Annotated in this window: 27 protein-coding genes and 2 pseudogenes; 11 read left to right on the forward strand and 18 right to left on the reverse strand. The window is 69.1% G+C overall.

Annotated features, from left to right (window positions below):
* Window positions 1-256: 256 nt before the first annotated feature.
* Window positions 257-418, reverse strand: coding sequence for a hypothetical protein (locus EJK15_RS71000; RefSeq protein WP_171074642.1), 162 nt, complete (start codon window positions 416-418; stop codon window positions 257-259).
* Window positions 419-624: 206 nt separating this feature from the next.
* Here EJK15_RS71000 and EJK15_RS31495 point away from each other — a divergent pair, with 206 nt between their 5' ends.
* Entirely contained in the window at window positions 625-1,062 is a 438-nt protein-coding gene (locus EJK15_RS31495; protein WP_138714120.1) for an outer membrane protein assembly factor BamE, read from the forward strand.
* A gap of 9 nt (window positions 1,063-1,071) precedes the next feature.
* Window positions 1,072-1,263 (forward strand): hypothetical protein, encoded by a 192-nt coding sequence (locus EJK15_RS31500; protein ID WP_138714121.1) that lies wholly within the window; start codon window positions 1,072-1,074, stop codon window positions 1,261-1,263.
* Window positions 1,264-1,280: 17 nt separating this feature from the next.
* On the opposite strand, the gene EJK15_RS31505 is transcribed toward EJK15_RS31500, so the two are convergent.
* The 3 genes from EJK15_RS31505 to EJK15_RS71005 all read right to left on the reverse strand — a co-directional run bounded on the left by EJK15_RS31505 (window position 1,281) and on the right by EJK15_RS71005 (window position 2,440).
* Window positions 1,281-1,724 carry a hypothetical protein gene (locus EJK15_RS31505; RefSeq protein ID WP_138714122.1) on the reverse strand — a complete coding sequence of 148 codons (444 nt, stop codon included), beginning with the start codon at window positions 1,722-1,724 and terminating at the stop codon, window positions 1,281-1,283.
* Window positions 1,721-1,948: a hypothetical protein gene (locus tag EJK15_RS31510; protein ID WP_138714123.1), complete on the reverse strand. Its 228-nt coding sequence runs from the start codon at window positions 1,946-1,948 to the stop codon at window positions 1,721-1,723. The genes EJK15_RS31505 and EJK15_RS31510 overlap by 4 nt, the downstream gene beginning before the upstream one ends.
* A 348-nt stretch (window positions 1,949-2,296) precedes the next feature.
* Entirely contained in the window at window positions 2,297-2,440 is a 144-nt protein-coding gene (locus EJK15_RS71005) for a hypothetical protein (protein ID WP_171074641.1), read from the reverse strand.
* A gap of 113 nt (window positions 2,441-2,553) precedes the next feature.
* On the opposite strand from EJK15_RS71005, the gene EJK15_RS31515 reads away from it, so the two are divergent.
* Entirely contained in the window at window positions 2,554-3,678 is a 1,125-nt protein-coding gene (locus EJK15_RS31515; protein WP_138714124.1) for an epoxide hydrolase family protein, read from the forward strand.
* A gap of 152 nt (window positions 3,679-3,830) precedes the next feature.
* Here EJK15_RS31515 and EJK15_RS77750 read toward each other — a convergent pair.
* The 5 genes and pseudogenes from EJK15_RS77750 to EJK15_RS31540 all read right to left on the reverse strand — a co-directional run.
* Window positions 3,831-4,040, reverse strand: a pseudogene (locus EJK15_RS77750) (ATP dependent DNA ligase); the annotation flags it as partial.
* Window positions 4,001-4,129 carry an ATP-dependent DNA ligase gene (locus tag EJK15_RS77755; protein ID WP_420847110.1) on the reverse strand — a complete coding sequence of 43 codons (129 nt, stop codon included), beginning with the start codon at window positions 4,127-4,129 and terminating at the stop codon, window positions 4,001-4,003. The gene EJK15_RS77755 and the pseudogene EJK15_RS77750, both read right to left, overlap by 40 nt.
* 399 nt (window positions 4,130-4,528) lie before the next feature.
* Window positions 4,529-4,855 carry a transposase family protein gene (locus EJK15_RS77760; protein WP_420847111.1) on the reverse strand — a complete coding sequence of 109 codons (327 nt, stop codon included), beginning with the start codon at window positions 4,853-4,855 and terminating at the stop codon, window positions 4,529-4,531.
* A 340-nt stretch (window positions 4,856-5,195) separates the two neighbouring features.
* A complete protein-coding gene (locus tag EJK15_RS31530) occupies window positions 5,196-6,746 on the reverse strand; it encodes an acyl-CoA synthetase (RefSeq protein ID WP_138714125.1) in 1,551 nt (516 codons plus the stop codon).
* Between the two features lie 545 nt (window positions 6,747-7,291).
* Window positions 7,292-7,552 (reverse strand): hypothetical protein, encoded by a 261-nt coding sequence (locus EJK15_RS31540; protein ID WP_138714126.1) that lies wholly within the window; start codon window positions 7,550-7,552, stop codon window positions 7,292-7,294.
* Window positions 7,553-7,785: 233 nt separating this feature from the next.
* On the opposite strand from EJK15_RS31540, the gene EJK15_RS31545 reads away from it, so the two are divergent.
* The gene (locus EJK15_RS31545; RefSeq protein ID WP_138714127.1) at window positions 7,786-8,112 is read left to right on the forward strand and encodes an SCO4225 family membrane protein; all 327 of its coding nucleotides are present in this window, start codon (window positions 7,786-7,788) and stop codon (window positions 8,110-8,112) included.
* A 305-nt stretch (window positions 8,113-8,417) separates the two neighbouring features.
* On the forward strand, window positions 8,418-9,293 hold the full coding sequence (locus EJK15_RS31550; RefSeq protein WP_171074644.1) for an SGNH/GDSL hydrolase family protein: 876 nt from the start codon (window positions 8,418-8,420) through the stop codon (window positions 9,291-9,293).
* 325 nt (window positions 9,294-9,618) lie between these two features.
* Here the strand turns inward: EJK15_RS31550 and EJK15_RS31555 are convergent, their stop codons facing one another.
* Both EJK15_RS31555 and EJK15_RS31560 read right to left on the reverse strand, forming a co-directional pair.
* Window positions 9,619-10,089 (reverse strand): CHRD domain-containing protein, encoded by a 471-nt coding sequence (locus EJK15_RS31555; protein ID WP_171074645.1) that lies wholly within the window; start codon window positions 10,087-10,089, stop codon window positions 9,619-9,621.
* A 191-nt stretch (window positions 10,090-10,280) separates the two neighbouring features.
* On the reverse strand, window positions 10,281-10,511 hold the full coding sequence (locus EJK15_RS31560) for a hypothetical protein (protein WP_138714130.1): 231 nt from the start codon (window positions 10,509-10,511) through the stop codon (window positions 10,281-10,283).
* 185 nt (window positions 10,512-10,696) lie between these two features.
* Between EJK15_RS31560 and EJK15_RS31565 the strand changes: the two genes are divergently transcribed.
* A complete protein-coding gene (locus tag EJK15_RS31565; RefSeq protein WP_138714131.1) occupies window positions 10,697-11,356 on the forward strand; it encodes a response regulator transcription factor in 660 nt (219 codons plus the stop codon).
* Entirely contained in the window at window positions 11,356-12,474 is a 1,119-nt protein-coding gene (locus EJK15_RS31570) for a sensor histidine kinase (RefSeq protein WP_138714132.1), read from the forward strand. Before EJK15_RS31565 ends, EJK15_RS31570 begins: the two co-directional genes overlap by 1 nt.
* A gap of 173 nt (window positions 12,475-12,647) precedes the next feature.
* Here EJK15_RS31570 and EJK15_RS31575 read toward each other — a convergent pair whose 3' ends face one another.
* A complete protein-coding gene (locus tag EJK15_RS31575) occupies window positions 12,648-14,687 on the reverse strand; it encodes a MalT transcriptional regulator family protein (RefSeq protein WP_138714133.1) in 2,040 nt (679 codons plus the stop codon).
* Between the two features lie 428 nt (window positions 14,688-15,115).
* Between EJK15_RS31575 and EJK15_RS73035 the strand changes: the two genes are divergently transcribed.
* Both EJK15_RS73035 and EJK15_RS73040 read left to right on the forward strand, forming a co-directional pair.
* Window positions 15,116-16,537, forward strand: a complete 1,422-nt coding sequence (locus EJK15_RS73035; RefSeq protein WP_206061199.1) for an AAA family ATPase — start codon at window positions 15,116-15,118, stop codon at window positions 16,535-16,537.
* Window positions 16,419-17,849, forward strand: coding sequence for a helix-turn-helix transcriptional regulator (locus tag EJK15_RS73040; protein ID WP_206061200.1), 1,431 nt, complete (start codon window positions 16,419-16,421; stop codon window positions 17,847-17,849). The genes EJK15_RS73035 and EJK15_RS73040 overlap by 119 nt, the downstream gene beginning before the upstream one ends.
* Here the strand turns inward: EJK15_RS73040 and EJK15_RS31585 are convergent.
* The 4 genes and pseudogenes from EJK15_RS31585 to EJK15_RS73045 form a co-directional block, all read right to left on the reverse strand.
* A complete protein-coding gene (locus tag EJK15_RS31585; protein WP_138714134.1) occupies window positions 17,811-18,266 on the reverse strand; it encodes a DUF2255 family protein in 456 nt (151 codons plus the stop codon). The two genes, EJK15_RS73040 and EJK15_RS31585, sit on opposite strands and share 39 nt — an antisense overlap.
* Before the next feature lie 285 nt (window positions 18,267-18,551).
* Entirely contained in the window at window positions 18,552-18,992 is a 441-nt protein-coding gene (locus EJK15_RS31590; RefSeq protein ID WP_138714135.1) for an SRPBCC family protein, read from the reverse strand.
* Window positions 18,989-20,338 carry a carotenoid oxygenase family protein gene (locus EJK15_RS31595; protein WP_138714136.1) on the reverse strand — a complete coding sequence of 450 codons (1,350 nt, stop codon included), beginning with the start codon at window positions 20,336-20,338 and terminating at the stop codon, window positions 18,989-18,991. Before EJK15_RS31595 ends, EJK15_RS31590 begins: the two co-directional genes overlap by 4 nt.
* Before the next feature lie 14 nt (window positions 20,339-20,352).
* Window positions 20,353-21,670 (reverse strand): annotated as a pseudogene (locus EJK15_RS73045) (MFS transporter).
* 181 nt (window positions 21,671-21,851) lie between these two features.
* On the opposite strand from EJK15_RS73045, the gene EJK15_RS31605 reads away from it, so the two are divergent.
* Both EJK15_RS31605 and EJK15_RS31610 read left to right on the forward strand, forming a co-directional pair.
* The gene (locus tag EJK15_RS31605; protein WP_138714137.1) at window positions 21,852-22,088 is read left to right on the forward strand and encodes a hypothetical protein; all 237 of its coding nucleotides are present in this window, start codon (window positions 21,852-21,854) and stop codon (window positions 22,086-22,088) included.
* Between the two features lie 6 nt (window positions 22,089-22,094).
* Entirely contained in the window at window positions 22,095-24,017 is a 1,923-nt protein-coding gene (locus EJK15_RS31610; protein WP_138714138.1) for a multicopper oxidase family protein, read from the forward strand.
* Between the two features lie 48 nt (window positions 24,018-24,065).
* Here the strand turns inward: EJK15_RS31610 and EJK15_RS31615 are convergent, their stop codons facing one another.
* Window positions 24,066-24,362, reverse strand: a complete 297-nt coding sequence (locus tag EJK15_RS31615; RefSeq protein WP_138714139.1) for a hypothetical protein — start codon at window positions 24,360-24,362, stop codon at window positions 24,066-24,068.
* A 74-nt stretch (window positions 24,363-24,436) separates the two neighbouring features.
* Entirely contained in the window at window positions 24,437-25,477 is a 1,041-nt protein-coding gene (locus EJK15_RS31620; RefSeq protein ID WP_171074646.1) for a LacI family DNA-binding transcriptional regulator, read from the reverse strand.
* Window positions 25,478-25,548: the final 71 nt, after the last annotated feature.

A 25,548-nucleotide genomic window follows, 5' to 3' on the forward strand; every position in this document is an offset into this window, starting at 1 on the left:
GGGCTCAGGTTGCGAGCTGCCTGGCGTCGGCTCCGCCAACTATCGCTCACAGCCACACTGCTTGCCGAGGTCCTCGCAGCGATCGTCGCAGAGGACGGGATCACGCTCCCCGCGCTGCCGGAGATTCATGATCAGTGAAGATCACTGCCCGGGACTTAGGGTCCCGCAGGGCAGGAGGCCCAGGGTTTCGGGGGTTTCCCAGGCGGTCAGGTGCCGCTCGGGGTCGGTTTCCTCGTGAGCGCACTGGTTGATCAGCTCAACGAGCGCTCTTCGGTCCTGGCAGGTCCTGAAACAGGGCGATCACAGGGTTCAGCACCGCCATCGAGGCCTCGGGCGTGATGGCGTCGTCGTCGCTGAGATCGAGCTGGATGACGATCTCGGTGAGGGCTTTCGCAACGGTGCGTTCGAGAACGGTCACGATGAGAGCTCCTAGCCAGTTTGTCGCGAGAGGCGTCTTTCCTGGTCAGCCTGTGGTTTCAGTGAGACGAGCTTCCAGGGCGGCGATCATCTGAGCAGCGCCGTCGACGTTGAGCGGGTCCCCGGAGTCGTTGATCGGACGGGGCATCTAACCTCGACGCAGCGATCGCGATTGCAGGCGGCGAACGCAGCTGATGGGATCTACCCATGCTGGATGCCTTGACGTTCCTGGACGCGCCACCGGAGGCGGTCGAGTCGTCCCCGGATCTGGTGGACGATGCGGTGAAGCTTGAATCGGTCAACGTTACCGTGTACGGCGATGCACCCAAGTCTGGCCTGTCGTTCGTTGTCGGAGAGAACGGACGGATCGACGCCGTGCACCTGTATGCCGACGGGCACCAGGGCTATGACGGCTACGTGGGCGTGATCCCATCAGGCATCCGGTTCGACATGTCCCGGGCCCAGGTGCGAGCCATCCTCGGCTCACCGAGCGCTTCGCGTGAGCGGCGCCACATCGAGTACCAAGGGGAATACCCGGCCTGGGATCGATTCGGCCTCGGGGGCGCGTACATGCATCTCGAGTACGTACAGGATCTGCGATCGATCCAGTTGATAACGCTGATGAAGCCGTCGGCGGTTCCTTGACCTGACGCCATGGCGTTCCCCAACGCCTCGTTGCCCTCGGAGGGCCTGCAGGAGGCGATTACCGGCTGGAGCACTTCCATCGTGGCCTTGGGCGTGATGGCGTCGTCGTCGCTGCGATCAAGCCTGATGACGATCTCCGTGAGGGCTTTGGCGAGAGTGCGTTCGAGCGTGGTCATGATGATGCTCTGGGCTGGTCGTTGAGGGGCGATGGGCCCTGGTCAGCCTGCCGTCGGCTCGGTGAGCCGGGCCTCCAAGTCGGCGATCATCTCTGTCAGCAGGCCGGTGTTCTCATGCCGGACCACCTGGGAGCCGACCGTGTCGATGCCGGCGACCTTCGTGATGCACTCGTCGGTGGCTTTGGCCATCGTTGCGAACTCCTTGCGGGCGATCGAGTGTGGCGCATGTAGCGGGTGACTCAGACCCTGCGCCGGGCAGGGTCGATGGAGGGCATGAACCTTTCCAGGCGGTCGCCGCGGGTTGGCCGCGATCACGCGGACGACCCGGACCGCGCGCCGCAGCCGGTGACCGTTAGTGATCCCGGCTCCGGCGGCGATGTCGGCGTAGCTGACCTCGCGCCCGTGGTTGCTGCGCAACCAGATCATCACCTCCGCGACGTCGTTCTCGGCCTGCGTGAATCCCATCGCGTCGCGCCGCCGGCTCATAGCAGCCCGCCGTTCTCGTCCAGGAACTTCGCCAGAGCGGATTCGTCCAGGGCGGAGCCGGTGGCCAGGTCCCGGACGGCGGTGATGGCTGCCTCGGCGCCGTCGCAGAGCTCGGCGATGGCCTGGGCGCGATCGGTGGTGAACCGGATCGGCTGCTTGTGCAGCCACGCCAGCGCCCGCGAGGCGGCCATGCGGATCTCGGCCATGGCGTTGAAGATGTCCATGGACGCGTCGGCCTCGGTCCCGTCACGGGCTGCTCGTGCCTGGGCGGCGAAGGCCTACCGCTCGCGGCGCTGGGCGTCGTGGTATTCGCTCTGCCGCCGACTGGTGATCGCGGCGGCCGCGGCGCGGTCGGCCGCATTGAAGTCGAAGCGCCGCTCATGGAGGCGCATCTGGACGAGCAGCCCGATAACGTGCGTGAAATCCCACAGATCATGATCGAAGGCAGGACGGTCGGCGTCGTCGGGAAGGGCCAGACCCGCCCGGCGGCAGATGTCGGCGCCAGCGAACGGCGAAAACCGGGGCCGCAGCGGGATGGTGAGCGGCGGGCGGCGCTGTCATGCCGTCTTTCCTCAGGGCGTAGCGGGACCTCCTCGTCGGCGCGCGGCGACCTTGGCCGCCGCCGCGACGAGCACGGTGGGGTCGAACCGGCCCAGCACCTGGTCGATCCGTGCGGCATAGGGGTCGAAGACGGCCATGAAATGCGCGGTAGGCATCTGCCGCCGCTGCCGGGAGAAGAACGGCAATCTAGGAACGATCCTTTCCCCGTTGTTTCCTAGTCTTGTTCGTACGCGCCCGTTCGTACGGGTCCTTGACGAGGAGTAGCGCGATGAGCGACGGCATCCAGCCCTTCCGCATCGAGATCCCCCAAGCCGACCTCGACTACTTGCACGACCGGCTGGCCACCGCCCGCTGGCCTGGCGAGCTACCCGGCGTGGGGTGGACTCGCGGCGTACCACTGGACTACCTGAAGGAGCTCGCCGAGTACTGGCGCACGCAGTATGACTGGCGTGCCCAGGAGGCGCGGCTCAACCAGTACCAGCAGTTCACCACCGAGATCGACGGCCAGCGCATCCACTTCTTGCACATCAGATCCGAGCAGGCCGGCGCGAAGCCGCTGCTGATCACGCATGGCTTCCCGAGCTCCGTCGCCGAGTTCCTGCACCTGATCGAGCCGCTGGTCAACCCCGCCGCGGGCCAGGCCTTCCACGTCGTCGCGCCGTCCCTGCCCGGCTACGCCTTCTCCACCCCGCTGGGGGCGACCGGCTGGGCGATGGGCCGTACCGCACGCGCCTGGGTCGAGCTGATGCGCCGGCTCGGCTACGACCGGTACGGCGTGCACGGCGGCGACGTCGGCGCCGGCGTGTCCGGCGCGGTCGCCGGCCTCGACGGCGAACATGTGATCGGCGTACACGTGGTGAGCGATCCGTTGACCGCCGCCAACGTCGCCACCTTCCTGCCCGGGATGGCCGACCGGCTCGACGGCGACGACCCGGTCGACAAGCTGATCCTGGAGCGGATGGACGAGTTCACGAAGGAAGGTTCCGGGTACCTGTCGATCCAGAACAGCCGGCCGCAGACCATCGGCTACGGCCTGGTCGACTCACCCCTGCTGCAGCTCGCCTGGATCGCCGAGAAGGTCCACGAATGGACAGACTTGCCGGTCGATCGCGACCAGCTCCTCACCACGGTCAGCCTGTACTGGTTCACCGGCTCGGGCGCCACCGCCGCGCACACCCTGTACGAGCAGGCGCACTCCTCCGACTGGGGCGCGCCACCCGCCGTACCGCAGGGCTTCGCGATCTTCGGCGCCGACGAGACGGTACGCAAGCTGATGCCCGCACCGGCCGACGCACACTGGACCGAGTTCCCACGCGGCAAACACTTCCCGGCGATGGAGGCCCCCACCGAGCTGGCGTCCGACCTGCAGGCCTTCTTCGGGCCACTGTCGTGACCGATGTCCTGAGCCGGCGTGGCCTCAACCGGGCCACGCCGGCTCGCCAGTACCTGCTGGAACGTGCCCCGGGCACGGGCGATCGGCGCGATCGAGCACCTCGGCCGGACGACGTGAACGTGTTCGTCCTGTACCTGTCCGGTGAATGGATTGCGCTGCTGCTGCAAGGGGCGCAATCGGGTGGCCAGATCGAGGCGCATCGCGTTGGTGAACCCGGTCTTGACCGTGCCGACGTAGGTGAGCCGCCCGGTGCGGTCCAGGACGCCGAGCAGCAACGCACCCACCCGGTGCCCGTCGGGGGCTGCCGGTCGCCAGCCGCCGATCACCACATCCGCGAACCGGGCGCTTTGACCTTGCGCCACGCCGGCGAGCGGTGGCCTGGCCGATAGGGTGCCGAAAGTCTCTTGCACACGATGCCCTCCAGGCCGAGCTGGCGGCTGGCCTCCAGCACCGCCTCAGTATGGCGACGACGACGAGCGGGTTACTGAGCCGACGACTTCATCCGGCTTGAGCCGGGTTGCGCGAAACGATCAGCAGCCGCACTGCTTGGATGCTCCGCCCCTGACCTCGGCGGTCGCTATCGTGCAACGTCATGCCCATGAAGCGAATCGCCGTCGTCGGCTGTGTAGGCAGCGGTAAGTCCCACGTCGCCCGTGAGCTGTCGCTCGATGACAGTCCTCGGTCGCTCCCGCAGGGAAGGGCTCACCAGCGCCTCGCTGCTGCTGGGGGACCTCGTTGATCAGCCCCAAAGTGGCACAGGTAACTGCTCATAACCCAGCCACACTTCCTGATCACCTCTGGCCACAACGGCTCGGCGGTGTCTTCAGGACGGGGAGGGTCGCTCGGCGAGTCAGATGTACGAGGCGCGGGGCGAGGGTGTAACGCGGCCAGGTCCTGCGCGTGTGGGCCAGAAGAAGCGGCGCACCTCCAACTCGATCCGAACCGACCGCCCGCACATCGCCAGATCCCACACGGTCCGGCGATACCGGCTGTGCACCCGGGTCGAGAGCAGCCCACACTCCGGAGATGAGGCCTCGGCCGCCACGGTGCGCGCCGCGATCAGCACCGTGTCACCGACATCCTCAACATCCAATATCCCTGAGAGCAGGGCAGAACAAAGGAAGGCAGCAGGCACCCTCGCCCGCCGGCGGGCGGATGCTGGGCGCTGCCCGCCCACTTGCCCGCGTAGGTGAACGGTGTGGGCGACGCCTTGTGGGCGGGATCGTGCCCGGCTGGGCCCACCACAGCGCCGCGGCGACCGCTCCGGCGACCAGGAGGGCGACGACAGGCCACCGGCGCCAAGCCCTTGTGAGCGCCCGTCTCGTCAGAGAAGCCGGACGCTTCTGGATCGACGTTCCCTGCCCGAAGGGCGATGGTCGATGCGGCCGAGGATCGCCTCGAAGGAGTCGGCGGCGTAGGCGTGCCCGCTCGGGGCTCGGCGGGGAACTCATGCCCGGCCCGGCCTGCATGGTCGGCGTCAGCGGCTGGGTGGCGCCGCCCGCGGCCAGAATGTCCTGTCAACCGACTTGCCGATCGCTGTCGTCCCAGTACTTTCCGCGCAGCTCGTGCTTGAGAATCTTGCCCGCGCCAGAGATGGGCAGGGCCTCGACGAACTCGCAGGAGCGGGGGGCCTTGTAGCCGGCGATGAGGCCCTTCGCGTGCGTGCGGATCTCCTCGGCGGTCGCGGTGGCGCCCGGCTGGAGGACGATGATGGCGTGGACGCGCTCGCCCCACTGCGCGTCCGGTACGCCGATCACCGCGCAGGCGGCGACCGCCGGATGCTGCGAGACGGCGTTCTCCACCTCGGTGGAGTAGACGTTCTCCCCGCCCGTGACGATCATGTCCTTGATCCGGTCGACGATGTACAAGTATCCCCCCTCGTCCATGTAGCCCCCGTCGCCGCTGTGCATCCAGCCGTCGCGCACCACGGCGGCGGTCTCGTCCGGATCGTTCCAGTAGCCGAGCATCACATGGCCGCCACGGACGATTACTTCGCCGACGGTGCCGCGCGGTACATCGTTGCCGTGGGTGTCCACGATCCGTACCTCGCAGTGTGTGGCGGCCCGTCCCGCACTGCGCAGTAGCCTGCCCCCCGCCATGTGGTCTTCGGCCCTCAGCAGGGTCGCCGTCGACGCCAGCTCCGTCATCCCGTAACCCTGGGTGAACCCGGCCGCCGGGAACTCCTTCATGGCGCGGGTCAGGACGTCCTCGGAGATCGGCGAGGCCCCGTAGATGATCGTGGTCATGCTCGACAGGTCGTAGGAACCGAGTTGAGGGTGATCCACCAGGGCCTGGATCATCAAGGGGACCATCAAGGCCGAGGTGACTTCATGCTCCTGGACGGCTTTCATGACGCTCACCGGGTTGAACGCCGGAACCATGACATGGGTGCCGCCGACCAGGTACTGCCCGATCCATGCCGCCAGGCCGGCGATGTGGAACAGCGGGGCGGAGTGGAGCATCCGCCCGCCCGGCACCGCGGGGCCGCCCTGCGCCACGGAGCCCATCGCAGAAACCAGCATGTTGGCATGGCTGAGCATGACGCCCTTGGGACGTCCGCTGGTGCCCCCGGTGTAGAACAGGCCGGCCAGGGAGTCTCCGCCCAGCCGAAGGTCTGCAACCGGATCGGCGTTCGTGATCAGCTCTTCGTATGGCGTCATCCCCTCGGGAGTGGCGCCGTCCCCGCAGTGGATTACGGTGGCCAGGTGCGGGCAGTAGTCGCGCAGCGCCGGGACATGGGTGGCGAAGAGGTCGTCCACCAGCAGGACCCTGGTCTCGGATTCGCGGAGCGAGCATCCGATCTCCACCGGGTTCCAGCGGATGTTGACCGGGTTCACCGCGCCGCCCACCCACCAAACGGCCAGCAGGTACTCGTGGTAGCGGTCGGAGTTGAGCGACAGCATCGCGACCCGGTCTCCCTTGGTCACGCCCAGCCCGCGCAGCGCCCCGGCGAGCCGGGCGACGCGGTCTGCGCTCTCCCGCCAGGTGCGCACTCGGTCTCCGCAGATGGTGGCGGGCAGGTCCGGCGTCAGCTGGACGGCTCGGTGCAGTCCTTGAGTGAGATACACAGCTCTCCTCCTGAGAGAGGTCGGATCCCCGGGGTCGGTTCACATTGGAATGGCATGTCAAAACGGCGCCGAAGCACGCGCATGCCGATCGTGCGTGGCACTTTCCCGGGGGACGACGATGATTGGGGCCGGACCGTAGGGAGGGTAACGCCGGCGATCGCTCACTTACGAGGGCGAGAAGCAGGCCATTCGGTGCTCACTTGTGTTCACTGGATCCGGGCGCACCGTACGAAGTCCTGGGACGAACCGGGATCACGTCCACGGACGTGGTGCGAAGGCGTAGCCATCAGCCGATCAAGTACTCCAGGCTGCCGCCGCGCTGGTGCGCCGCCAGCACCTACCTGAAACTGCTGCACCTGCTCAAAGACGAGATCGACGCCGCCCGGTCAACCTCATCATGGCTAAGACCCGCCACAAGAACCCCCGCACCGTCCGACCCGGCGGCGAAGCCATCGCCGAAGTCACCGGCGTCCTTGCCCCACCCCGCCGCACCCACTGAGCGGCCCCACCAACAAGACGCCAAATACCGCCGGGTAACTCACGCATCAAGCCATCAAAGTCACAGGCGGGGAGGCGCGATTGGGGGGCAGCTGGTTGCGCCGCCGCCACTCGTCGTGCTCGGGCAACTCTTTGGGCATGAAGGAACGCAGCCGGGGTGGGACGAAGACGACCATCAGCTCCACGAGCGGCTCGCTTGGGCCTGGAGGGGGTACCTGCTCCTCCGCCCGCATCGCCGCGATCCGGGCGGGGTCCACGCCGAGCTCGGCCATGCGCTCGTAGGCGCGGTCGAGGATGAAGGACGGCATGGCCTCCACGGAGTCGTCAGATCGTCATAGCGATTGTCGTCCTTCTACTCCGGGAAGCGAGTAGAGGTGAGCATCGCGTGGACTGGTGCGTGAGCAATCATCGCTGCCACGGTGTGCCCGACAGATCAGGCCAGGGGACTTCGGTTATGCGCTCCGGGGCGGTCATCGTTCCAACGTCTGCCACTGGGCCCGGACGCGCATCCGGATGGCCCTCCTTCGACAGAGCGGCATTCATGAGATCGGTTCGTAACGCATACCGCCATTTCGCCGGGTACAAGCGGGGCAACCTCGCCGTGGCGCTCAGCGGATCCTACATCCTGCTCATCATCGGTGTGAGACTCTTCGTGGAGATCTCGGTCCGGCTGCCGGACAACGACGGCCTGGCAGGCGTCTGGCTGTTCGTGGTGACCATGCCGCTGTCCTGGCTGGTAACGCTCGTCGCGCCAGAGCTAGCGCCGACCACGTTCGTGTGGATTCTGACCGCGGCCGGCCTGTTCCAGGCGTCCATGCTCTACTCCGCGGTCCGCGGAAAGAAGATCACGAGCAAGCCGGAAAGCTGACCGCTGTTCATCAGCGGGGCGCTAGATGAGCCGGCCACCCCACCTCGATCCCATGGCGTCCGGCCTCCCAGCGCCTAGGCGCCCGCCAGAAGGTACGCGCGAAGCCCCGCGTCGGCCGGGCGTACGGATGGATCGGGTGTCCCGCTGATCAGTAGTGAGCGCGGCTGAACACCCGTCTGAGCTGTGAAGTGATCAGCGCGCGGTGCGATCGTCTGCGTCTGGCGGTAAAAGGCAGCGCATGGCGCTCCGACGACGCCCCATCGTCTCGTTCACACCCGGACACCCCCATGGAGCCAAGAACCCTTATGACCGGACATATCCGCATGCGATTCGCGCGGCGTATCGCCACGACGGCCGCAGTGGTCAGCGCCTCGATCTCAGCCACCGCCGGCCTCGCCATCGCCGGGACCGGCAGCACGGCCGGTACGGCCGTCACGTCCCGCTACGTCGCCCTCGGCGACTCGTACGCCTCCGGCAGCGGCCTCAGCGGCCAGCAGGACTCCCAGTGCGCGCGCTCCAACAGGAGCTACCCAGCCCTGCTGGCCCTGGTCTACAAGTCCTCGTTCAAGAACGCCACCTGCACCGGCGCCACCACCCGCAGCATCTGGAACCACCAGGGCAGCAAACCGCCGCAGGCCAACTCCCTGTCCGCGGACACGACGCTGGTCACCCTGACCATAGGCGGCAACGACATCGGCTTCTCGGAGATCATCGCCACTTGCATATCGGGCGCCACGAATAACCGCAACGGCAACCCCTGCGAGAAGTACTACGGCGACCAGCTAAGACAGCGGATCGAGAAGCTGTCCCCCCGGATCGGGGCGGTCCTGCAGGACATCAAGCGGCGCAGTCCCCGCGCACGGGTCTTGCTGGTCGGCTACCCCTCGCTGCTACCCGCCAACGGCGCCGACTGCAAGTGGGAGTCCGTGCCCTTCGCCAAGGGCGACATCCCGTACCTCGACCGCACCGTCTTCCAGCTCAACGAGATGCTCAGGCAGCAGGCGGCGTGGAACAGCACGACCTACGTCGACCTGTACACGGCCACCAAGGGCGCGGACATGTGCCAGCCCGCAAACAAGCGGTTCATCGAGCCCGTCATGCCTCTCGGCGCCAAGTCCGCCCACCCCAACTTGACGGGGCACGTCATGATGACTGCCTTCATCAAGAGGACCATCGGCTAGAAGACATGCGGGGGCCGGATTCCCTTTGCCGGGAGCCCGGCCCCCGGCTGATGCGGGAGAGCCTGATCGCAATGACAGCATCTCAGGTGCCCCGGCCGGAGACCTCGCGTCCCATCGCCTCCTTGCTCAGGATCGATGATCACGATCCCGGCGGCCAGGGCGTCGTGGTCGGCATGGTCGGGTAGCCGGTGCCCCTCCGTCCAGTGCCGCCGCCCATCGCGCCCCAGCCCGGCTTCCGGCGTGACCATTTCGCTGGCCGGTGGAGCCTGTCGCCGGCATGAGCGAGATCACGAGGGTCATGACCCCCCATGCAGAGCCGCGCCCGCTACCAGCCACCCTTGGCGAGCTGGCCGCGGACCGCGCCGTCGGGGAACTCGGCGGTGTGCAGGTTGGCGTACCAGTTCTTGGGGTTCTTCGCGATGCTCTTGAGCAGCCCGGAATCTGCACGGGCCACGCCTGCCACGGCGTTGAGCCGGCCGGGCAGTTGCTCCCCGAAGAAGGGTACGGCGACCTTGCCGTTCTTCCCTGTCTTGCCCTGGTGAATATGGAACGCGGTCGGGGCCTCGGTACCACGCCACTGGACGGCGTACTCGATCTTGTCCCCGGTGATGTGGAACAGGGCGAGCGCCCCGCCGTCCTTGTCGCCCGTCCCTACCTCGTCGTCCCCGACCAGGGTGCCGGCGAGATAGACGTCCACGGCCGTCCCCGCGGTCGCCGGTGTCGCCATCAGGCAGCCACTGGCCATGACCGCGGTGGCCACCACGGCGATCGCGCTCGAACGGTTGAACTTGACCATCAGATCCTCCCTGACGTCACGCCTTGTGACGCCGCGCCAAAGCATCGGATGGCGAGTTACTCACTTACCAGGCCACTCGATGCCAACTTCTGCCCGTCCCGACCCTTCGAGGGGCCCCACCTGGACATCCGACCTGGATCGCCGATCGCGGCGGCACGCGCCCGCGCACCTCGGTGCGCGGGCGCGTTCGGTCATTTCGCCGGGACCGCCGGGACGGCCGGCACGCACAGCGGGCCGTCGCCGGGCTCCCGCTTTCCCGCGTCCGCCGCTGGGGCTGAGGCCGGCCCGAGCGCCGGAGACAGCGCGCCGGGCGCCCCGCAAGCGCTGCCGTCGCCTTCCGAGGCGTACGCCACCCCGGCGGCGGTGAGCCCGCCCAGGACGAGGACGCCGATCACTACCGCCGGCTTGAGCCGTATCTTCATTCGCTGCTCCTGTTCGCCGATGTTCTCGCTCGTGGGTGTTCGAGCACCCCCATTGAGCCGGAAGGCGCATTCGGCCAAGGTTTGGAAATCTGGCCATCGGCGCGGTCCGTGAGCAAATGCCGGCCGAACACCGCTTCGGCCAGGATGGGCACAGGAGTGACGGGCACGGTGAAGAGAGTGGGCCAGTGCGGGTTTTGATAGCCGAGGACGAATCACTGCTGGCGCGAACCCTGATGGCGGGCCTGCGCCGCGAGGCCATGGCGGTGGATCTGGCTCCCGACGGCGCCGCGGCGCTGGAGCGGCTCGCCGTCACCGCGTACGACGTGCTGATCCTGGACCGCGACCTGCCCATCGTGCACGGTGACGAGGTGTGCCGGAGACTCGTCGAGAGCGGTTCGGCGTGTCGCATCCTCATGCTGACCGCGGCGCGGACGCTCGACGACACCGTCAGCGGGCTCGGCCTGGGCGCCGATGACTACCTGACCAAGCCGTTCCGGCTCCCCGAGCTGGTCGCGAGGGTACGGGCGCTGCACCGGCGCCCGGCCCAGACCCGCCCGCCGGTGCTGACCGGCGCCGGGATACGGCTCGACCCGCACACCCAGCGCGTCAGCCGTGACGGCCGTGACATCCGGCTGACCCGCAAGGAGTTCGCCGTGCTGGAGATCCTGCTCATCGCCCAGGGTGGCGTGGTCAGCGCCGAGCATCTGCTGGAGAAGGCCTGGGACGAACACGCCGACCCTTTCACCAATGCGGTGCGGATCACCGTGCACTCGCTGCGGCGCAAGCTCGGTGACCCGCCCGCGATCCACACCGAGATCGGCTCCGGCTACCGGCTGGCGCCGTGATGGGCCTGCGCCCCCGCCTGACCATCCGGGCCCGGCTCACCCTGCTGTACTGCGCCACCTTCACCGCGGGTACGGCCGCCGCGCTGGCCATGGTCTACCTGCTGATGTCCCGCCTGCTCACCCCCGCCGTCGCCCCTACGCCGGCCGTGTCCCCGAGCGGGACGGTTCCGGCGCCGGCCGGCGCCGGAACGCAGGTGCTCGACACGCTGCTGCTCGCCTCCGGGGTGGCGCTGGCGGTGTGCGTGCTGGGCGCGGCGGGCGTCGGCTGGCTCGTGGTCGGCCGCATGCTCGCCCCCATCCGCCGGATCACCGCCACCGCGGGGAGGATCGCCGGCGGGAACCTGGACGAGCGGGTCTGGCTGCAGGGGCCGTACGACGAGCTCAGGGAGCTGGCCGACACCTTCGACGGCATGCTCTCCCGTCTCCAGGCCGCCTTCGAGGGGCACCGGCGCTTCGCCGCCAACGCCTCGCACGAGCTGCTCACCCCACTGGCCACCAGTCAGGCCCTCCTGGACCTCGCCGCGGCCGACCCGTCGGCCTGTGACCTGTCCACGCTGCTCGCCGAGCTGACCGAGGTCAACGAGCGCAGCGAGCGGATCGTCACCGCCCTGCTCGACCTCGCCCGCGCCGAGAACGGCGTCGCCACCACGGCACCTGCCGACCTGGCCGGCTTCGCCCGCGACGCCATCGCCATCACGGCAAGGGAGGCTGCCGAGCGCGGCGTGTCGGTGACCGCGCGGCTCGACACGGCACTGGTGGACGGCGATCCGACCCTGCTGCGCCAGCTCGCCGTCAATCTCGTGGCCAACGCGATCCGGCACAACCACCCCGGCGGCCTGGCCATGGTCGAAGTCGGCGCCGACCGGCGCCAGGCCGTCATCACGGTCGCCAACACCGGCCCGCTGGTGACGCCAGAGCAGGTGGAGGTGCTGTTCGAGCCCTTCACCCGCGGCACCGGCCGCACCCGCCACCGCGACGCCGGGCGGCCCGGTGGTCACGGCCTTGGCCTCGCGATCGTCCGCGCGGTCGCCACCGCCCATCGCGGCACGCTCACCGCGACCGCCAACCCCGCCGGCGGCCTCACCGTGCACGTACGCCTCGCCCGTTCAATCCCATGAGCACTCCTGCGTACGGTAACGCCCGCCCGTACGCGTCGGGCCGCTGTCCCACCCGGAAGGTCGAGCGCCGGTGCCGCAGCGGATGAATCGCCCAGCGCAGCCACGTCACCGACCAGCAGTGCCCTTCCGGGTCACCACGGCGCGCCGGCCTGCGACGATCGGCGGTTCGCAGCTCAGTGATGCCTTGCATCCCGCTGATCGGCGCCTGCCCCGTATATCTCCTGGCGCCACAGCGCATCGCAGATTCGCTCCACCCCGCCGGCAAGATGCCGGCGATACGTGCTGAACGGCAGCCCCAGCCGCGCGGCGACCGACTCCTGGGTGGACACGCTGCGCAGGTAGGTGGCCGCGACCGCACGATGGTGCTTCTCGCCGCCCCGCTCCTTGCGCAGCGCTTCGATGGCTTGGGTCAGTACGTCATGCAGCGCCGCACCGTGCTCGACGATCAACCTGCTGCGGGCCAGCGGATTCATCGCGAGCTCCGTCGGCCGCTGCAGCACGCGCAGCGCGTCGCGCACGGCGGCATCGAATTCCGGCCGGTCCAGGACCACGAGTTCGGTGCGCCGGCCCGTGGCGGGCGCCTCAGGAACAAACGGCAGGCCTGACAGTATTAGACGGGTCCGCTCCTCCGCCCATGTCCATACCGGCTGGATCCGCCAGTCGTACCCGAACAGCGTGTAGGTCAGATCGCCGACTCGCGGCCGGTCCGCGATGATCTCGAGGCCAAGACTCGTCATGTACGGAGCCCAGAACTCTCCGGCGCGGATCGCGAGGTACGACCAGGCCAGCCTGGGCCCGGCACGGGCGATCTCGGCCACGATCCGCCACTGATGGAGATCCTCGACCGGCGAGATGGGACTGTCGGGGGTCTTGCGATATTTCGGCGAGGTCACGGAGAAGCGCGCCACGCCGAGATGCTCGCCGTGACGCAGCGAGGCGGAGCTTCGGGCGTGCGCCCAGACCGTCTCGATCACGGGGTCGGCGTCTTCGCCGTACGGCTCGGTCAACCGCAGCCAGGCAGAGAAGCCCACGATCTCGTCGTTCCGCGTCGACCGGCACAGCCGGAACGCCTCCGGCTGTCGGCTCAGCCAGAAACGCGCCAGGGCCGCTGAGTCCGGCCCCTCGACCTCGGCCGTCATGTCGATCACCGTGGCGTGGTCGGCCGGTTCGCAGCGGCTCAGCCACAGCTCGCCCTCGCCACGCCAGGTGGTGTAGTCGGACATGTACCGATCGGTGCGGTACAGATACATGAACGCGCCCACGGCGGGCAGCATCCCGCTCTCGGGGGCCGTCTGGATCCGCTCGAAGAAGTGGCGGCGAAGTTTGCCGTGCAGTTCCGCGTACCCCTCGGGATCACGCCACCGCAGGTCCGCCTCCAGCGCCTCACGCACCACGTCGTGCGGGAATAGACCCTGCTGGGCGGACTCGACAAACGGAAGGCCACGCAACCAGGCGAACATCTGCACCGCCTCGTCGCCGAGCACGGCACGCAGGAGCGACTCCGTGGTGAGATAGGCGTGGGCGCACACTTCCAGAGCCCGGCGGTGCACCGGCGTGGGCACCTCGCCGATCAGCTGGGGCAGCAGCGTCTCGATCACATCCCGGCTGGGCCGCCAGTCCGCCCTCCCCTCTTCGTCCCGCTCGGCCACCGCCGCGGCGAGCGCCAGTGCGAGGGGATGGCCGCCGGTGAAGGCCAGCAGCGCCGCGTGCATCCGCTCCGGCACGCCACGCAGGCGCAGGAAGGCCGTGGCCTCGTCCGGGGCGAGATTCCGCAGGGCCACGGTCCGCAGCAGCTCCGCCCAGCCCGGATCGGTGACCCACCGCACGTCCGGCGGCTGCCGTCCCGCGATGACGACCAGCGCCCCGGCCGGCAGCCGGGTCAGGAACCTGTCCCGCAGCCATCCCTCGAGTCCCTGGCATCGTCCGAAGGTGTCGACGAGCAGGACGGCGCGTTCGCCGGTGAGCACCGTCTCGGCCTCTTTCGCGAACGCCTCCGGAGTGGGCTCGATGAGCCGGCCGTCGATTTCCAGCACACGACGTCCGGCCGCCCGCGCTTCGGCGGCGAAGCGGCGCAGCAGCATGGACTTGCCGATGCCTCCGGGCCCGTGCAGGTACACCACCGCGACAGGCTTCGCGCCGCCGGACAGTGCGGCGCGGAAAACGCCCAGCTCGGCCACCCGCCCCGCGAAGGCACGGTCTCGTGCCGCCTGCACCTGGGCTCCTAACACGCCCACCCCTCCACTGCTCACCAGTCCCCTTCCCTGCCTCCGCCGCACGCCTTGCGAAACGTCGGGATCGCTTTTGATCGAGCGCGTTTCCCTTAGCCAGGAGGGGCGCTGCTCATAATCGCCACGATCGCAGTGGCTCGCGCGCGTTCGCGTCGGCGACTCTTACCTATCCGGTGGGGCTCGGATCGCGTCAAAGGCCGGGCAGCCCCATGAAGCCACGGCGCTCGCCCGACTGTCCGCCCACGAGCTTCCTCGGCTCCGTGATGCCGCGCCGGAGGGCTGGACGACTTAGGAGTTCGCGTCTCAGGGCAGGAGGGTGGCCTCCGCCTTGATCAGCCCCCCGGGCAGAGCCGAGAGCCTGCACGCCCAGTAGGGTGCTGGCGGTCAGCGGCAGACGGAGGCGAAGGTTGAGTGTGACACAGTTGGACGTGCCCGAGAACGCAAGGCGATCAGGGCCGTCTTCGCGTGCTCTCTTCGGCCGGCAGGACGAGATCCGCCGGCTCGATGAGTTGATCGGCTCGGCGCGAGGTGGCCGGGGAGGGGCGCTGGTCCTGCGTGGAGAGCCGGGCATCGGCAAATCCGCGTTGCTGAGGTACGTGCGGGAAGCGGCGTCCGGATTCGAGGTCATGCTCGCTTCCGGGGCGGAGTTCGAGATGGAGCTGCCCTTCGCCGCCCTCCACCAGCTGTGCGCGCCGGTCCTGAGCCATCTTTCCGCGCTGCCGGGTCCGCACCGCAAGGTCCTCGACATCGCCTTCGGGTTGGACACCGGTACGCCGGATCCGTTCCTGGTCGGCGTCGCCACACTGGGGCTGTTGGCCGAGGCGGCGGGAGAAAGCCCTCTGTTGTGCGTGGTCGACGACGCCCAATGGCTGGACCGCGACTCGGCGAAAGCACTGGCCTTTCTCGCCCGCAGGGTCGCCGCGGAACCCGTGGCCGTGGTGTTCGCCCTGCGCCGATCGAGCCCCCTGCCCGAACTCGAAGAGCTCCCGAGCCTGGCCATCGACGGGCTGACCGAGGCGGACGCACGCGCGCTGCTGGCCGCCGAGATCCGCGCTCCGCTCGACGAGCGGGTACGTGACCGCATCCTGGCGGAGGCACGCGGCAACCCGCTGGCGCTGCTGGAGCTTCCCAGAAGCGCGGGCATGGCCGCGATGGCAGGGGGATTCGCCCTCCCCGAGGCCTCCTCGACCTCGGACAAGATCGAGCGGAGCTTCCAGGCCAGGTTGGCGTCCCTGCCTGCCGAGACACGACTGTTGCTCACCATCGCGGCCGCCGAGCCGATCGGTGACCCCAGGCTGGTGTGGCGCGCGGCCGAGTTGCTGGACCTGGACGTGACGGCGGCCGGACCCGCGGAAGCCGCCGCCCTGGCCGAGTTCGGGACACGGATCCGCTTCTGTCATCCACTGGCGCGATCGGCCGCGTACCGAACCGCAGACCTGGCCGTACGCCGCAAGATCCACCACGCGCTGGCCGCGGCCACCGACCCGGCGGCGGACCCGGACCGGCTGGCCTGGCATCGCGCCCAGGCCAGCGCCGGACCCGACGAGGACGTGGCCGCGGAACTCGAACAATCCGCGACCCGTGCTCAGGCGCGCGGTGGCGTGGCGGCCGCGGCGGCCTTCCTCGAACGGGCGGCGGCTCTCTCGCTCGACCCCGACCGGCGTATCGAGCGAGTCCTCGCGGCGGCACAGGCCAAACTCCAGGCGGGCGCGCTGGATGTGGCAGCCGAAACTCCTGACCAGCGTGGCGGCCGGCTCTCTGAACCGGCGCCAGGGCGCACGCGTCGGCCTCCTGCACGGCCGGATCTCCTTCGCCCGGCACCGCGGCGCCGGTGACGCCCCCACCTACCTGCTCCGAGCGGCCCAGGAGCTGGCTGATGTGGACGTGAAATGGTCGCGAGCCTGCTACCTGGACGCGCTGGAGATGGGGATCATCATCGGCCACGTGGGGGACGCCATGGGCGCGATCGTTGACGCGGCCCGTTCGGCGCCGCCGGCTCCGCAGCCACCCGACAGCGCCGATGTCGTACTGGACGCCCTTGTCAGCCTGGCCACCGACGGCCACCGGGCCGCGGTCCCCGTGCTGCGGCCGATCGTCGCTGACGTCGACAACGAGGTGTGGATCCGGCGCCCGTCGCTGGGCTCGTTGCTTTCGGTGGAGCTATGGGACTTCGACGCCTATTTCGACATCGCCGCCCGCGTGGTGGAGGCGGGTCGCGAATCTGGTTCGCATCTCACTCTCTCCATCGGCTTGGCCATGCTGGCCACCGCCTCGGCACACGCCGGCGACCTCAGGACGGCCATCGAGCTGATCTCCGAAGGAGACGCGATCGCCGATGTCACCGGGGCCGCACCGCTGATCTACCCCCGGCTTCATCTGGTGGCCCTGCGCGGTCGCCGCAAGGAGGCCACCGAGCTGATCGAGGCCGCCACCACGGCGAACCCGATGACCCTCAGCGCCCATTGGGCGACGGCCGTGCTGAGCAACGGCCTGGCCGACTACCCGGCGGCGCTCGTCGCAGCGCGGCAGGCCGTCGAGAACGGCGAACTCGCCACGAGCGGGCTCACCCTGCCCGAGCTCATCGAGGCGGCGGTGCGCTGCGGCGAGCGGGAACCGGCCGCGACGGCGCTGGCGGCCCTGGCCGAGCGCACTTCCGCCAGCGGCGCCGCCTGGGGACTGGGCGTGGAGGCGTACTGCCGGGCACTGGTTACCGACGACGAGGACGCCTACCGCGAGGCCCTCACGCACCTCGAAGGCAGCCGGGCGGCCGTTTACCGGGGCCGGGCGCACCTGCTGTACGGGGAGTGGCTGCGGCGGCAGGGGCGGCGGCGAGACGCACGAGAGCAACTCCGCATCGCTCATGAGCTGTTTTCCGGCATGGGCGTGGAGGCGTTCGCCCGCCGCGCCGCCGGCGAACTGCGTGCCACGGGCGAACACGCCCGCAGCCGTTCGTCCAGAGCGGGAGAAGGGCTCACCATGCAGGAGGCGCACATCGCTCGCTTGGTCGCTTCCGGAGAGACCTCCAAGGAGGTCGCCGCCCGATTGTTCCTCAGCCCCCGTACGGTCGACGCTCACCTTCGCAACATCTTCGGCAAGCTGGGCATCACCTCACGCCGGCAGCTCAGGGATCTGCCGGCGATCCAGTGAGGACGCGGGCGGGTTCCGAGCACCCTCGGAACTGCCGGGGACAGCCTGGCCGTCCAAGCTCCCGGCATCACCCACGTGCAGGCGCATCGTGGTGGCGCACGCCTCGTCCGTGAGCATCGTCTCCACCGGGCCCGGCCAGCTCAGCCCGTACTTCACCCGGTAACCATCCGAGACTCTCCGATGGACGGCAGGGTCGTGCACCGGTTCCAGCCGGACGGGAAGGATCGCCCTGGCCGTTTCGATCTCGGCAGGGGCGCCGGCGCGGACCGCGCGGTACCAGGCGCCGCGGCGCCCGAATGCGGAGCGGACGTAGACATCCTGGTCCACCACGACAACCCAAATCGATCTGACGGACCAGGAGCCGTCCGCACGGCGGACCCGCAGGACGATTTCGGCGATTCCTTCAAAGGTGCTCACGAGACCAAGATCTCTTTTCGCTGGCGTCCCTCGCGTCGGCGACGTTCACCTATCCGATTCACCACGGTGAACGTCGGCTTGCCTGAGGTCCGTGGTTGTGAGGTAGGTTGGCCGCTCTCTTGCCGGGCGGCGCGGTGGCGTCCGCGGCCGCACCGTGCGCGGTGGGCGCCCTCTTCATAGTTGCCACCGTGACCGGGGAGCGTCCAGGCTCACCCACGAATATGTGCTCCAGCACGATCGTCGAGGAGACACCGTGTGGCGGCCGAGCCGCCACACGGTGTTCGTTCAGGCGCTCTCGGCGGCCTTCTTGAGGTGGTCGAGCCAGGCGCCCAGCGACCCGTCGAGCGCGGCCCGCATGCCCTCGATGTCGGCGCGGACCGGATCGCCGTCCCAGGACTCCTCGGTGTGTACGCGGACCACGCCGTTCTCCTCATGGAACGTCCACAGGTGGAGGCCGGTGATGCCGTGGGCCGGGCCACCCCACAGAATGCGATTCGGCGCCTCGACCACGTGGACGGTGGAGTCGATGTCCAGCCCGAAGGTGCTCCAGTGGAAGACGGCGCCGGGGACGAGTGCGCCGTCGGCGCGGGCGGCCGTGATGTCGGACTGCCACGCCGGCCAGGCGGGCACGTCGGTGTGCAGGTCCCAGACCCGCTGGAGCGGGGCGTCGATGGTGATGTCGCGGCGGACGACGACGGGGGCGTCATGGTCGATTGCGGTGATCACAGGGAGTCCTCCTGGTCGGCGATCCAGTGGCCGTGGATGCCCGCCGGGACGCGGCGGGGCAGTTCGACGGTGGCGATGGGGGCGTTGTGCAGGTTGCTCGCGTCCAGCACGAGCAGTTGGGAGGCGTCGGCCCTGAGGTCGCTGACGATGGTGAGCAGGTAACCCTCGTCCTCGCCGGTGCCGCCCTCGGCCGGGACGAACACCGCCTCACCGGGCATGCGGTCCGCGCCGTGGGCGAGCAGTTGCCGCTCGCCGGTGACGGTGTCGAACTTGATCGTCGAGTAGCCGTCCAGGCCGGCGCCCGGGAAGGCGATGGCGTAGCTGTAGCGGTTGTAGCTCCCGGTATGGGCGTCGTTGATGCTGGGGAACTCGGTGACCAGGCTGTCCAGGGGCTCGTCGGTGGCCTTTCCGGTGGCGGGGTCCAGGATCCAGCGGTGGAGGGTCGCTCCGGCGTTCGGGGTGGGGCCGTACCCCGGGGCGCCGATCCACCACTTCCACGACGACTCCCAGCCCGCGCGGTCGTAGCGCGGCCCTTCGATCACGACGCGTCCCTGCTGGTCGGCGTAGGCGTTGGTGACGTGCAGCAGCGCGGCCACGTCCACCTCGAACCAGGTGACCTCCGCAGGGCCCGAGCGCGGCAGGACGCCGATGCGCGGCGTGTACGTATCGCTCCACCGGTACGGGATGCCGGAGTGCTCGGCCGGGTCGAACACCACGGGGAAGTTGAGGAAGACGGCGTGGTCCGCGGTGATGGCGAAGTCGTGCATCAGCGACGGACCCGAGCCGTCGACGACCTCGGAACGGATGATCTCGCCCGCGGCCGAAGCCACGAAGTAGGTCAGATAGGGCGGGAACGGGCTGTAACTCAAGAAGTGCAGCTCACCGGTGACCGGGTCCTGCTTGGGGTGGGCGGTCATCGCGCTGGTCAGCTTGCCGCCGAAGTCGTAGGGGCCGATCGTGTCCAGCTCCGCGCTGACCTCCCAGGGCAGGTTGGCCTCCTGCAGCGCCAGATAGCGGCCGCCGTGGAAGATGATGTTGGTGGCGGCCGCGCTGACCTCCAGCTCCGTCCCGGTGAACGGCACACCGTCCAGATAAGGGGTACGCACCCAGCGGTTGCGGTACCACTCGGCCCGCCCCTGGGACAGGCGTACGCCGTGCAGCATGCCCGCGCCGCGGAACCAGTGCGAAGGGGTGACGCCCGGTTGGGGATTGTGGCCGTTGCGGAGGTAACGCCCGTTCAGTTCCGGCGGCAGCGTGCCGTGAACGGTCAGCTCGCGGGCGGTGATCTCGTCGGGAACGGGTGAGTAATGGCCGCTGATGTACGGCTTGGGAAGGTCGGTGCTCATCGAGCGGATTCCTTTCAGTTTCTGATGGTGACGAACGCGAGGAGTACGGTCAGCAGAGTGATCACGGCGGAGGCCAGGAAGGCGGAACCGTACCCGCCCGCGGCGGAGACGGCGGTGAGGACGGCCAGGCCGATCGCCCCGCCGATCTGACGGGTGGCGTTGATCAGCCCACCGGCCAGGCCGCTGTCAGCGGCCGGGACGCCCGCCGACGAGAGCACGGTGAGCTGGACGAACGCCATCCCCAGCCCGGCGCCCACCAGGAGCGAGGGGCCGAGCAGGTCGAGGAGAAAGGTGCCGTCTTCGGGCGCCCTGGAGAGCCACGCCAGCCCGGCGGCGAGCAAGATCAGCGCACCGGCCAGCACGGACCGCGTGGACAGCCGACCCGCCAGCCATGGGGTGATCCAGGAGGCCACGGTGATCGTCAGGGCGAGCGGCAGCTGGGTGAGCCCCGCCTCCATCGGGGTGTATCCGAGCACCCTTTGCTGGTAGAGCGGCAGGAAGAAGAACAGTCCGAGCCAGACCGCGCCCAGCAGCGCCATCAGCAGGTTCGCCGCGCCCACCGCGCCCACCGCGAAGATCCGTGCCGGCACGAGCGCGTCGGCCGTCCGCCGCTGGAGGACGACGAAGATCAGCAGGAGCATGAGTCCGGCGACCAACCCGGGCCACGAGCCGGACAGTCCATAAGTGAGGGCGACCAGGCCGGCCGTCACCGTCAGCGCTCCACCGAGGTCGAGACGGCCACCGCGCGGCCGGTCGGTGGCGACCAGCACCCAGGTGGCGATCATCACGGCGACGGCGACGGGGATCATGACGAAGAACACCGAACGCCAGCCGTAAAGACCGCTGAGCAGCCCGCCCAGCAGAACACCCGCTGCGCCGCCCGACCGCGCCCCACACGCCCAGCGCGGTGCCGCGCCCGCTCCCCTCGGGGAAAATGGTCAGCACCAGAGCCAGCGCGGTCGGCGCGAGCAGCGCCGCCCCCACCCCCTGGGCCGCCCTCGCGGCGATCAGCATCGCGGCCCCTGGAGCCAGTCCCGCGGCCAGGGAAGACAGCGTGAACAGGCCGGCGCCAAGCAGGAAGACGCGGCGCAGGCCGTAGACGTCACCTGATCGGCCGCCGAGCAGCAGCAGCGCGCCGAACACCAGCACATAGGCGTTGACCACCCACGACAACCCCGCCGATGAGAGTCCCAGGCCGGTGCGGATCTCCGGAAGTGCGACGTTCACGATGGAGGTGCTCAGCACGACGAGGAACTGGGCGGTCGCCAGGGCCGCCAGCGGCAACCACGCTCTGGATCGGATGGGCGGCTCTTCGAGTCGGGGGCCGTTCATGACGCAAAGGTCGCATCGCCGCTTCCGCGCTCGCGTCGGTAGAAATCGCCTAAGCAATGCGAGCGCCTACGGCGGCCATACCGGCCTGGGGGTTCCTCGGACCGCCGACTGCCTACGGCCGGCACTGACTAGGCGATAGTCACCGACGCGATGGTCTGCGGCCTGGGAACACGCTGTGCTCATGCAAACGAAGGAAACTCCGACATCAGAGCTCCCGCCGCAGGAAACCGTTACCGAACCCACGCCGTACGAGCCCGACAAGAAGGACAAGCACGGCAAGAAGCGCATGGCCAAGCGTCGTGCCGCCAAGGGCCTGGCCTGGTTCGCCCTGATCTTCATCGCAGTGTTGGTGCTGTCCGAGCCTTGGCTGCTGCTGCCGGCGGCGGCCATGCTCGTCGCGATCAGTCTGTGGGACTGACGCCCGATGTTCGAGCCCCTCTTCCTCACCGACATGGTCCTTGCCCTCGCGGTCATGACCGTGGCCATGATCACGGGCAGGCGCGCGGGGCGGTTGCTCAGCCGTCCCGCCGACACGCAGCGCGCGCTGCTTCGCCTGGCTCTGGCGCTGTACGGCATGGCGGCCCTGATCTTGATCCGCCTGGTCGTGGTGGGTCTGATCGGCACCGGCGGGCTGTCGCTGACCACCTCTCGCCTCAGCTTCGAAGTTCTCCTGGCGGCCGTGCCGGCTGCCGTGGCCATGGTCGCGGTATGGCGGGGATGGTCGCCGGAGAGGATCTCCATGGCCGCCCACGCCACCGCCGTGGGTGGAGCGCTGTCAGCAATCTGGTTGTACATCCCGTTCGCCCAGGCCAGCCCGCTGATCGCATTGATCGCCTCACTACTGGCGATGGGGATGTCTGTTGCGCTCGCACGATGGCGGGCGGCCGGTTCGCGCGGCTCGCGCGCGCCCTGGCTCACGCTCCTGTCCCTGCTGGTGCCCGCCATCGCGCTGGGCCTGGCCTACCAGGACAACCAGACGGCGATGTCGATGGACTGGGGCGGCGGCGCCGTACCCGCTCATGACCATCATTCCGCCGGCGCCCGCAGCGTCGAGCAGCTCACCGGCCCGCGCGACGGAACACCAGACGCCCGCTTCACCTTGACGGCCGCGCAGGGCAAGGTCCGCCTGGCCTCCGGCCGTCAGGTCGACGCACTGACCTTCAACGGCCAGTCTCCGGGACCGGCGATCCGGGTACTTCAGGGACGGCTCGTCGAGGTGACCCTGGTCAACGTCGACGTCCGCGAGGGGGTGACGGTGCACTGGCACGGCGTCGACGTGCCCAACGCCGAGGACGGCGTGCCCGGGGTCACCCAGGAGGCCGTCATGCCGGGCGGCCGGCACGTCTACCGGTTCGTCCCCGATCGCCCGGGCACCTTCTGGTACCACACCCACCGAGACTCGTCCAAGACCGTGGAGCGGGGCCTGTTCGGCGCCCTGATCGTCGAGGACGATCATCAGGCGCCAGAGAAGACAGCGTCCGAGAAGGTGGTGTTCACCCACCTGTGGCCGGGTGCCGACGATCCGATCCCCGCCTTCGACACCGCCGACCAGCCCAGCAAGCAGGCCGTCGCCGCGGGCGAGCCGGTCCTGCTCAGGTTCGTCAACAGCTCGGAGGAGCCGCAGCGCCTGCACCTCAGCGGCGTGGCGTACACGGTGACCGCCATCGACGGAAACCAGGTTCAGGGAGGCATCCCGGTGCCCTCGGGAACCGACCTGCTGCTGGCCGCGGGCGGACGCTACGACGCCGCCTTCACCATGCCGGACGGCACCGTCACCGTGTCGCTCGACACCGCCGAGTTCCCGGGCAACGCCGCCCTCGCCTTCAGCCCCACCGGGCAGAGCCCACCCGCCGCACTCGGCGCCGGGCCACTGTTCGACCCGCTCACCTACGGCACGGGCACACCGCCCGCTCAGGAGCACTACGACCGCACCTTCGACATCGGACTGGACGACGGATTCGGCTTCGCGCAGGGCCGGTTCAACTACGTGAGCAGCTCGATCAACGGCCGCCTCTATCCCGCGGTGCCCATGCTGATGGTCGACGAGGGCGACCGGGTCAAGGTCCGTATCAGCAACCGCAGCCTCATCGATCATCCGATGCACCTGCATGGGCACCGCGTGCGAGTGCTGTCCCGCAACGGCGTCCCGTCCACCGGCAGCCCGTGGTGGACGGACACACTCAACGTGGCGCCGGGTGAGGTGTTCGAGGTCGCCTTCACCGCCGACAATCCCGGCCTGTGGATGGATCACTGCCATAACTTCAAACACGCGTCCGAAGGCATGATCATGCACCTGGGGTACGCGGACGTCACCACCCCTTACACCGAAGACCACATCCCCGAATGATGGCCGGCCTCCTCGTCCGGAGGACGGGCCGGCGGAACCTCGCCGCAGTCAACCTGGACCTAGGCGAGCCGGTTCATGTCCTTTCGTCACCTCATGGAGGAGCGGCAGCCCATCGAGGTATCGTCCGAGTTCGGCGACGACCAGGGCGCCCATGCGGTGCATCTCGGTGCTCGCCGACCCGGCGATGTGCGGTGTGAGCTGGACGTTGGGCAGGGTGAAAGCGGCGAGCCGGGTGGCAGCGGCCACGAAGATCGGCTGGACGGACCTGCTGATCACCCGAAGTCGCCGGGGAGTGCGCCGTGACGCGGTCCAGCTGTGATCGTGAATCGATTCACGGATCAGCATGGCGCAACCATAGTGACGATGTTGCGGCGGTGTCAACAGTCGGTTACGGACGTCTGGCGCTCCGTGTGATCGTTTCACGCGAGGGGGAGGGAGGTCGCGCGGACTACCAGCTCGGGCTCGAAACGTCCCTTCGTGTCCTGCTCACTCTCCATGCCGAGCAGGATCCGCACGGCGCTGGCGCCGAGCGCCGCGGAGGGGTGCCGGATGGTCGTGAGCGGCACGATCGCGAAGTCGGCGAACTCTATGTCGTCGTAGCCGACCAGCGAGAGATTCTCCGGCACCTTGATCCCGCCCACGATCAGCCCGTGCAGCAGGCCCAGGGCGAGCAGGTCGTTGCCCGCGACGATCCCGTCGGGGAAGGTGGACGCCGAGCGCCGGAGCAGCGTCCGGGCGACCGCCTCGCCGACCTTCGCGGTCTGCACCTGGATGCGGATGATCTCAATGGAGGCCGACGCCGGGAACCCGTCTACGGCTCGCTTGGCTCCCGCCAGTCGCAGGTCGACGTGAGGGTGTGCGCCGCCCACGAAAACCAGGCGCCGCCGGCCCTGGGCGAGCAGGTGCGCAGCCGCGAGATAGCCGCCCCGCTCGTTGTCGCCCGAGATCGCCGGGTAGCTGTGCGGGCCGGGGGCGACGCCGACGAGGACGAACGGGGTGCCCCGGCTCCTCATCCCGAGCAGCTCCGCGGGGACGTCGCCGACAGGGGCGGCGATGATGCCGCTCACCTGCTGAGATTCGAAGAACTTCAGGTAGGCGCGCTCGCGCGCGGAGCTCTCGTCGCTGTTGGCGACGAGGATGAAGCGGCCGTGCGCGGCGGCCTCCGCCTCCGCGCCCGCTGCGAGCTCTGCGTAGACGGGGTTGCTCATGCTGGAGACGAGCAGCCCCAGCGCCAGGCTGTGGCCGACCCGGAGCCGCCGAGCCGCTTCGTTGCCGACGTACCCCAGCTCGTCCGCGGCCGCGAGGACGCGCCGGCGCAGGTCGGGCGAGACCCGGTTCGGCTGCGTGAAGGTATAGGAGACGGTCGCTCGCGAGACCCCCGCGCGTTCCGCTACGTCTCCGACCGTGGCGGCGGCGGAATCCCCGGCCTGCGTCTGCTCCGGCACCGGTCCAGAGGTCATCGCACTCCTCACTGACATGTCCACCAGATGCGAGCCTAGTGCATCCGTGAATGGATTCACGAAAACGCCCT

The sequence above is a fragment of the Nonomuraea basaltis genome, from assembly GCF_005893125.1.
GTDB lineage: Bacteria > Actinomycetota > Actinomycetes > Streptosporangiales > Streptosporangiaceae > Nonomuraea > Nonomuraea basaltis.

Bases quoted from the DNA above. Each gene is read 5' to 3' on its own strand.
- EJK15_RS31495 (WP_138714120.1), top strand. From the start codon at position 625: ATGCTGGATGCCTTGACGTTCCTGGACGCGCCACCGGAGGCGGTCGAG.
- EJK15_RS31500 (WP_138714121.1), top strand. From the start codon at position 1,072: ATGGCGTTCCCCAACGCCTCGTTGCCCTCGGAGGGCCTGCAGGAGGCG.
- EJK15_RS31505 (WP_138714122.1), bottom strand. From the start codon at position 1,724: ATGAGCCGGCGGCGCGACGCGATGGGATTCACGCAGGCCGAGAACGAC.
- EJK15_RS31510 (WP_138714123.1), bottom strand. From the start codon at position 1,948: ATGGACATCTTCAACGCCATGGCCGAGATCCGCATGGCCGCCTCGCGG.
- EJK15_RS71005 (WP_171074641.1), bottom strand. From the start codon at position 2,440: ATGCCTACCGCGCATTTCATGGCCGTCTTCGACCCCTATGCCGCACGG.
- EJK15_RS31515 (WP_138714124.1), top strand. From the start codon at position 2,554: ATGAGCGACGGCATCCAGCCCTTCCGCATCGAGATCCCCCAAGCCGAC.
- EJK15_RS31540 (WP_138714126.1), bottom strand. From the start codon at position 7,552: ATGCCGTCCTTCATCCTCGACCGCGCCTACGAGCGCATGGCCGAGCTC.
- EJK15_RS31545 (WP_138714127.1), top strand. From the start codon at position 7,786: ATGAGATCGGTTCGTAACGCATACCGCCATTTCGCCGGGTACAAGCGG.
- EJK15_RS31550 (WP_171074644.1), top strand. From the start codon at position 8,418: ATGACCGGACATATCCGCATGCGATTCGCGCGGCGTATCGCCACGACG.
- EJK15_RS31555 (WP_171074645.1), bottom strand. From the start codon at position 10,089: ATGGTCAAGTTCAACCGTTCGAGCGCGATCGCCGTGGTGGCCACCGCG.
- EJK15_RS31560 (WP_138714130.1), bottom strand. From the start codon at position 10,511: ATGAAGATACGGCTCAAGCCGGCGGTAGTGATCGGCGTCCTCGTCCTG.
- EJK15_RS31570 (WP_138714132.1), top strand. From the start codon at position 11,356: ATGGGCCTGCGCCCCCGCCTGACCATCCGGGCCCGGCTCACCCTGCTG.
- EJK15_RS73040 (WP_206061200.1), top strand. From the start codon at position 16,419: ATGTGGCAGCCGAAACTCCTGACCAGCGTGGCGGCCGGCTCTCTGAAC.
- EJK15_RS31595 (WP_138714136.1), bottom strand. From the start codon at position 20,338: ATGAGCACCGACCTTCCCAAGCCGTACATCAGCGGCCATTACTCACCC.
- EJK15_RS31605 (WP_138714137.1), top strand. From the start codon at position 21,852: ATGCAAACGAAGGAAACTCCGACATCAGAGCTCCCGCCGCAGGAAACC.
- EJK15_RS31610 (WP_138714138.1), top strand. From the start codon at position 22,095: ATGTTCGAGCCCCTCTTCCTCACCGACATGGTCCTTGCCCTCGCGGTC.
- EJK15_RS31615 (WP_138714139.1), bottom strand. From the start codon at position 24,362: ATGCTGATCCGTGAATCGATTCACGATCACAGCTGGACCGCGTCACGG.
- EJK15_RS31620 (WP_171074646.1), bottom strand. From the start codon at position 25,477: ATGACCTCTGGACCGGTGCCGGAGCAGACGCAGGCCGGGGATTCCGCC.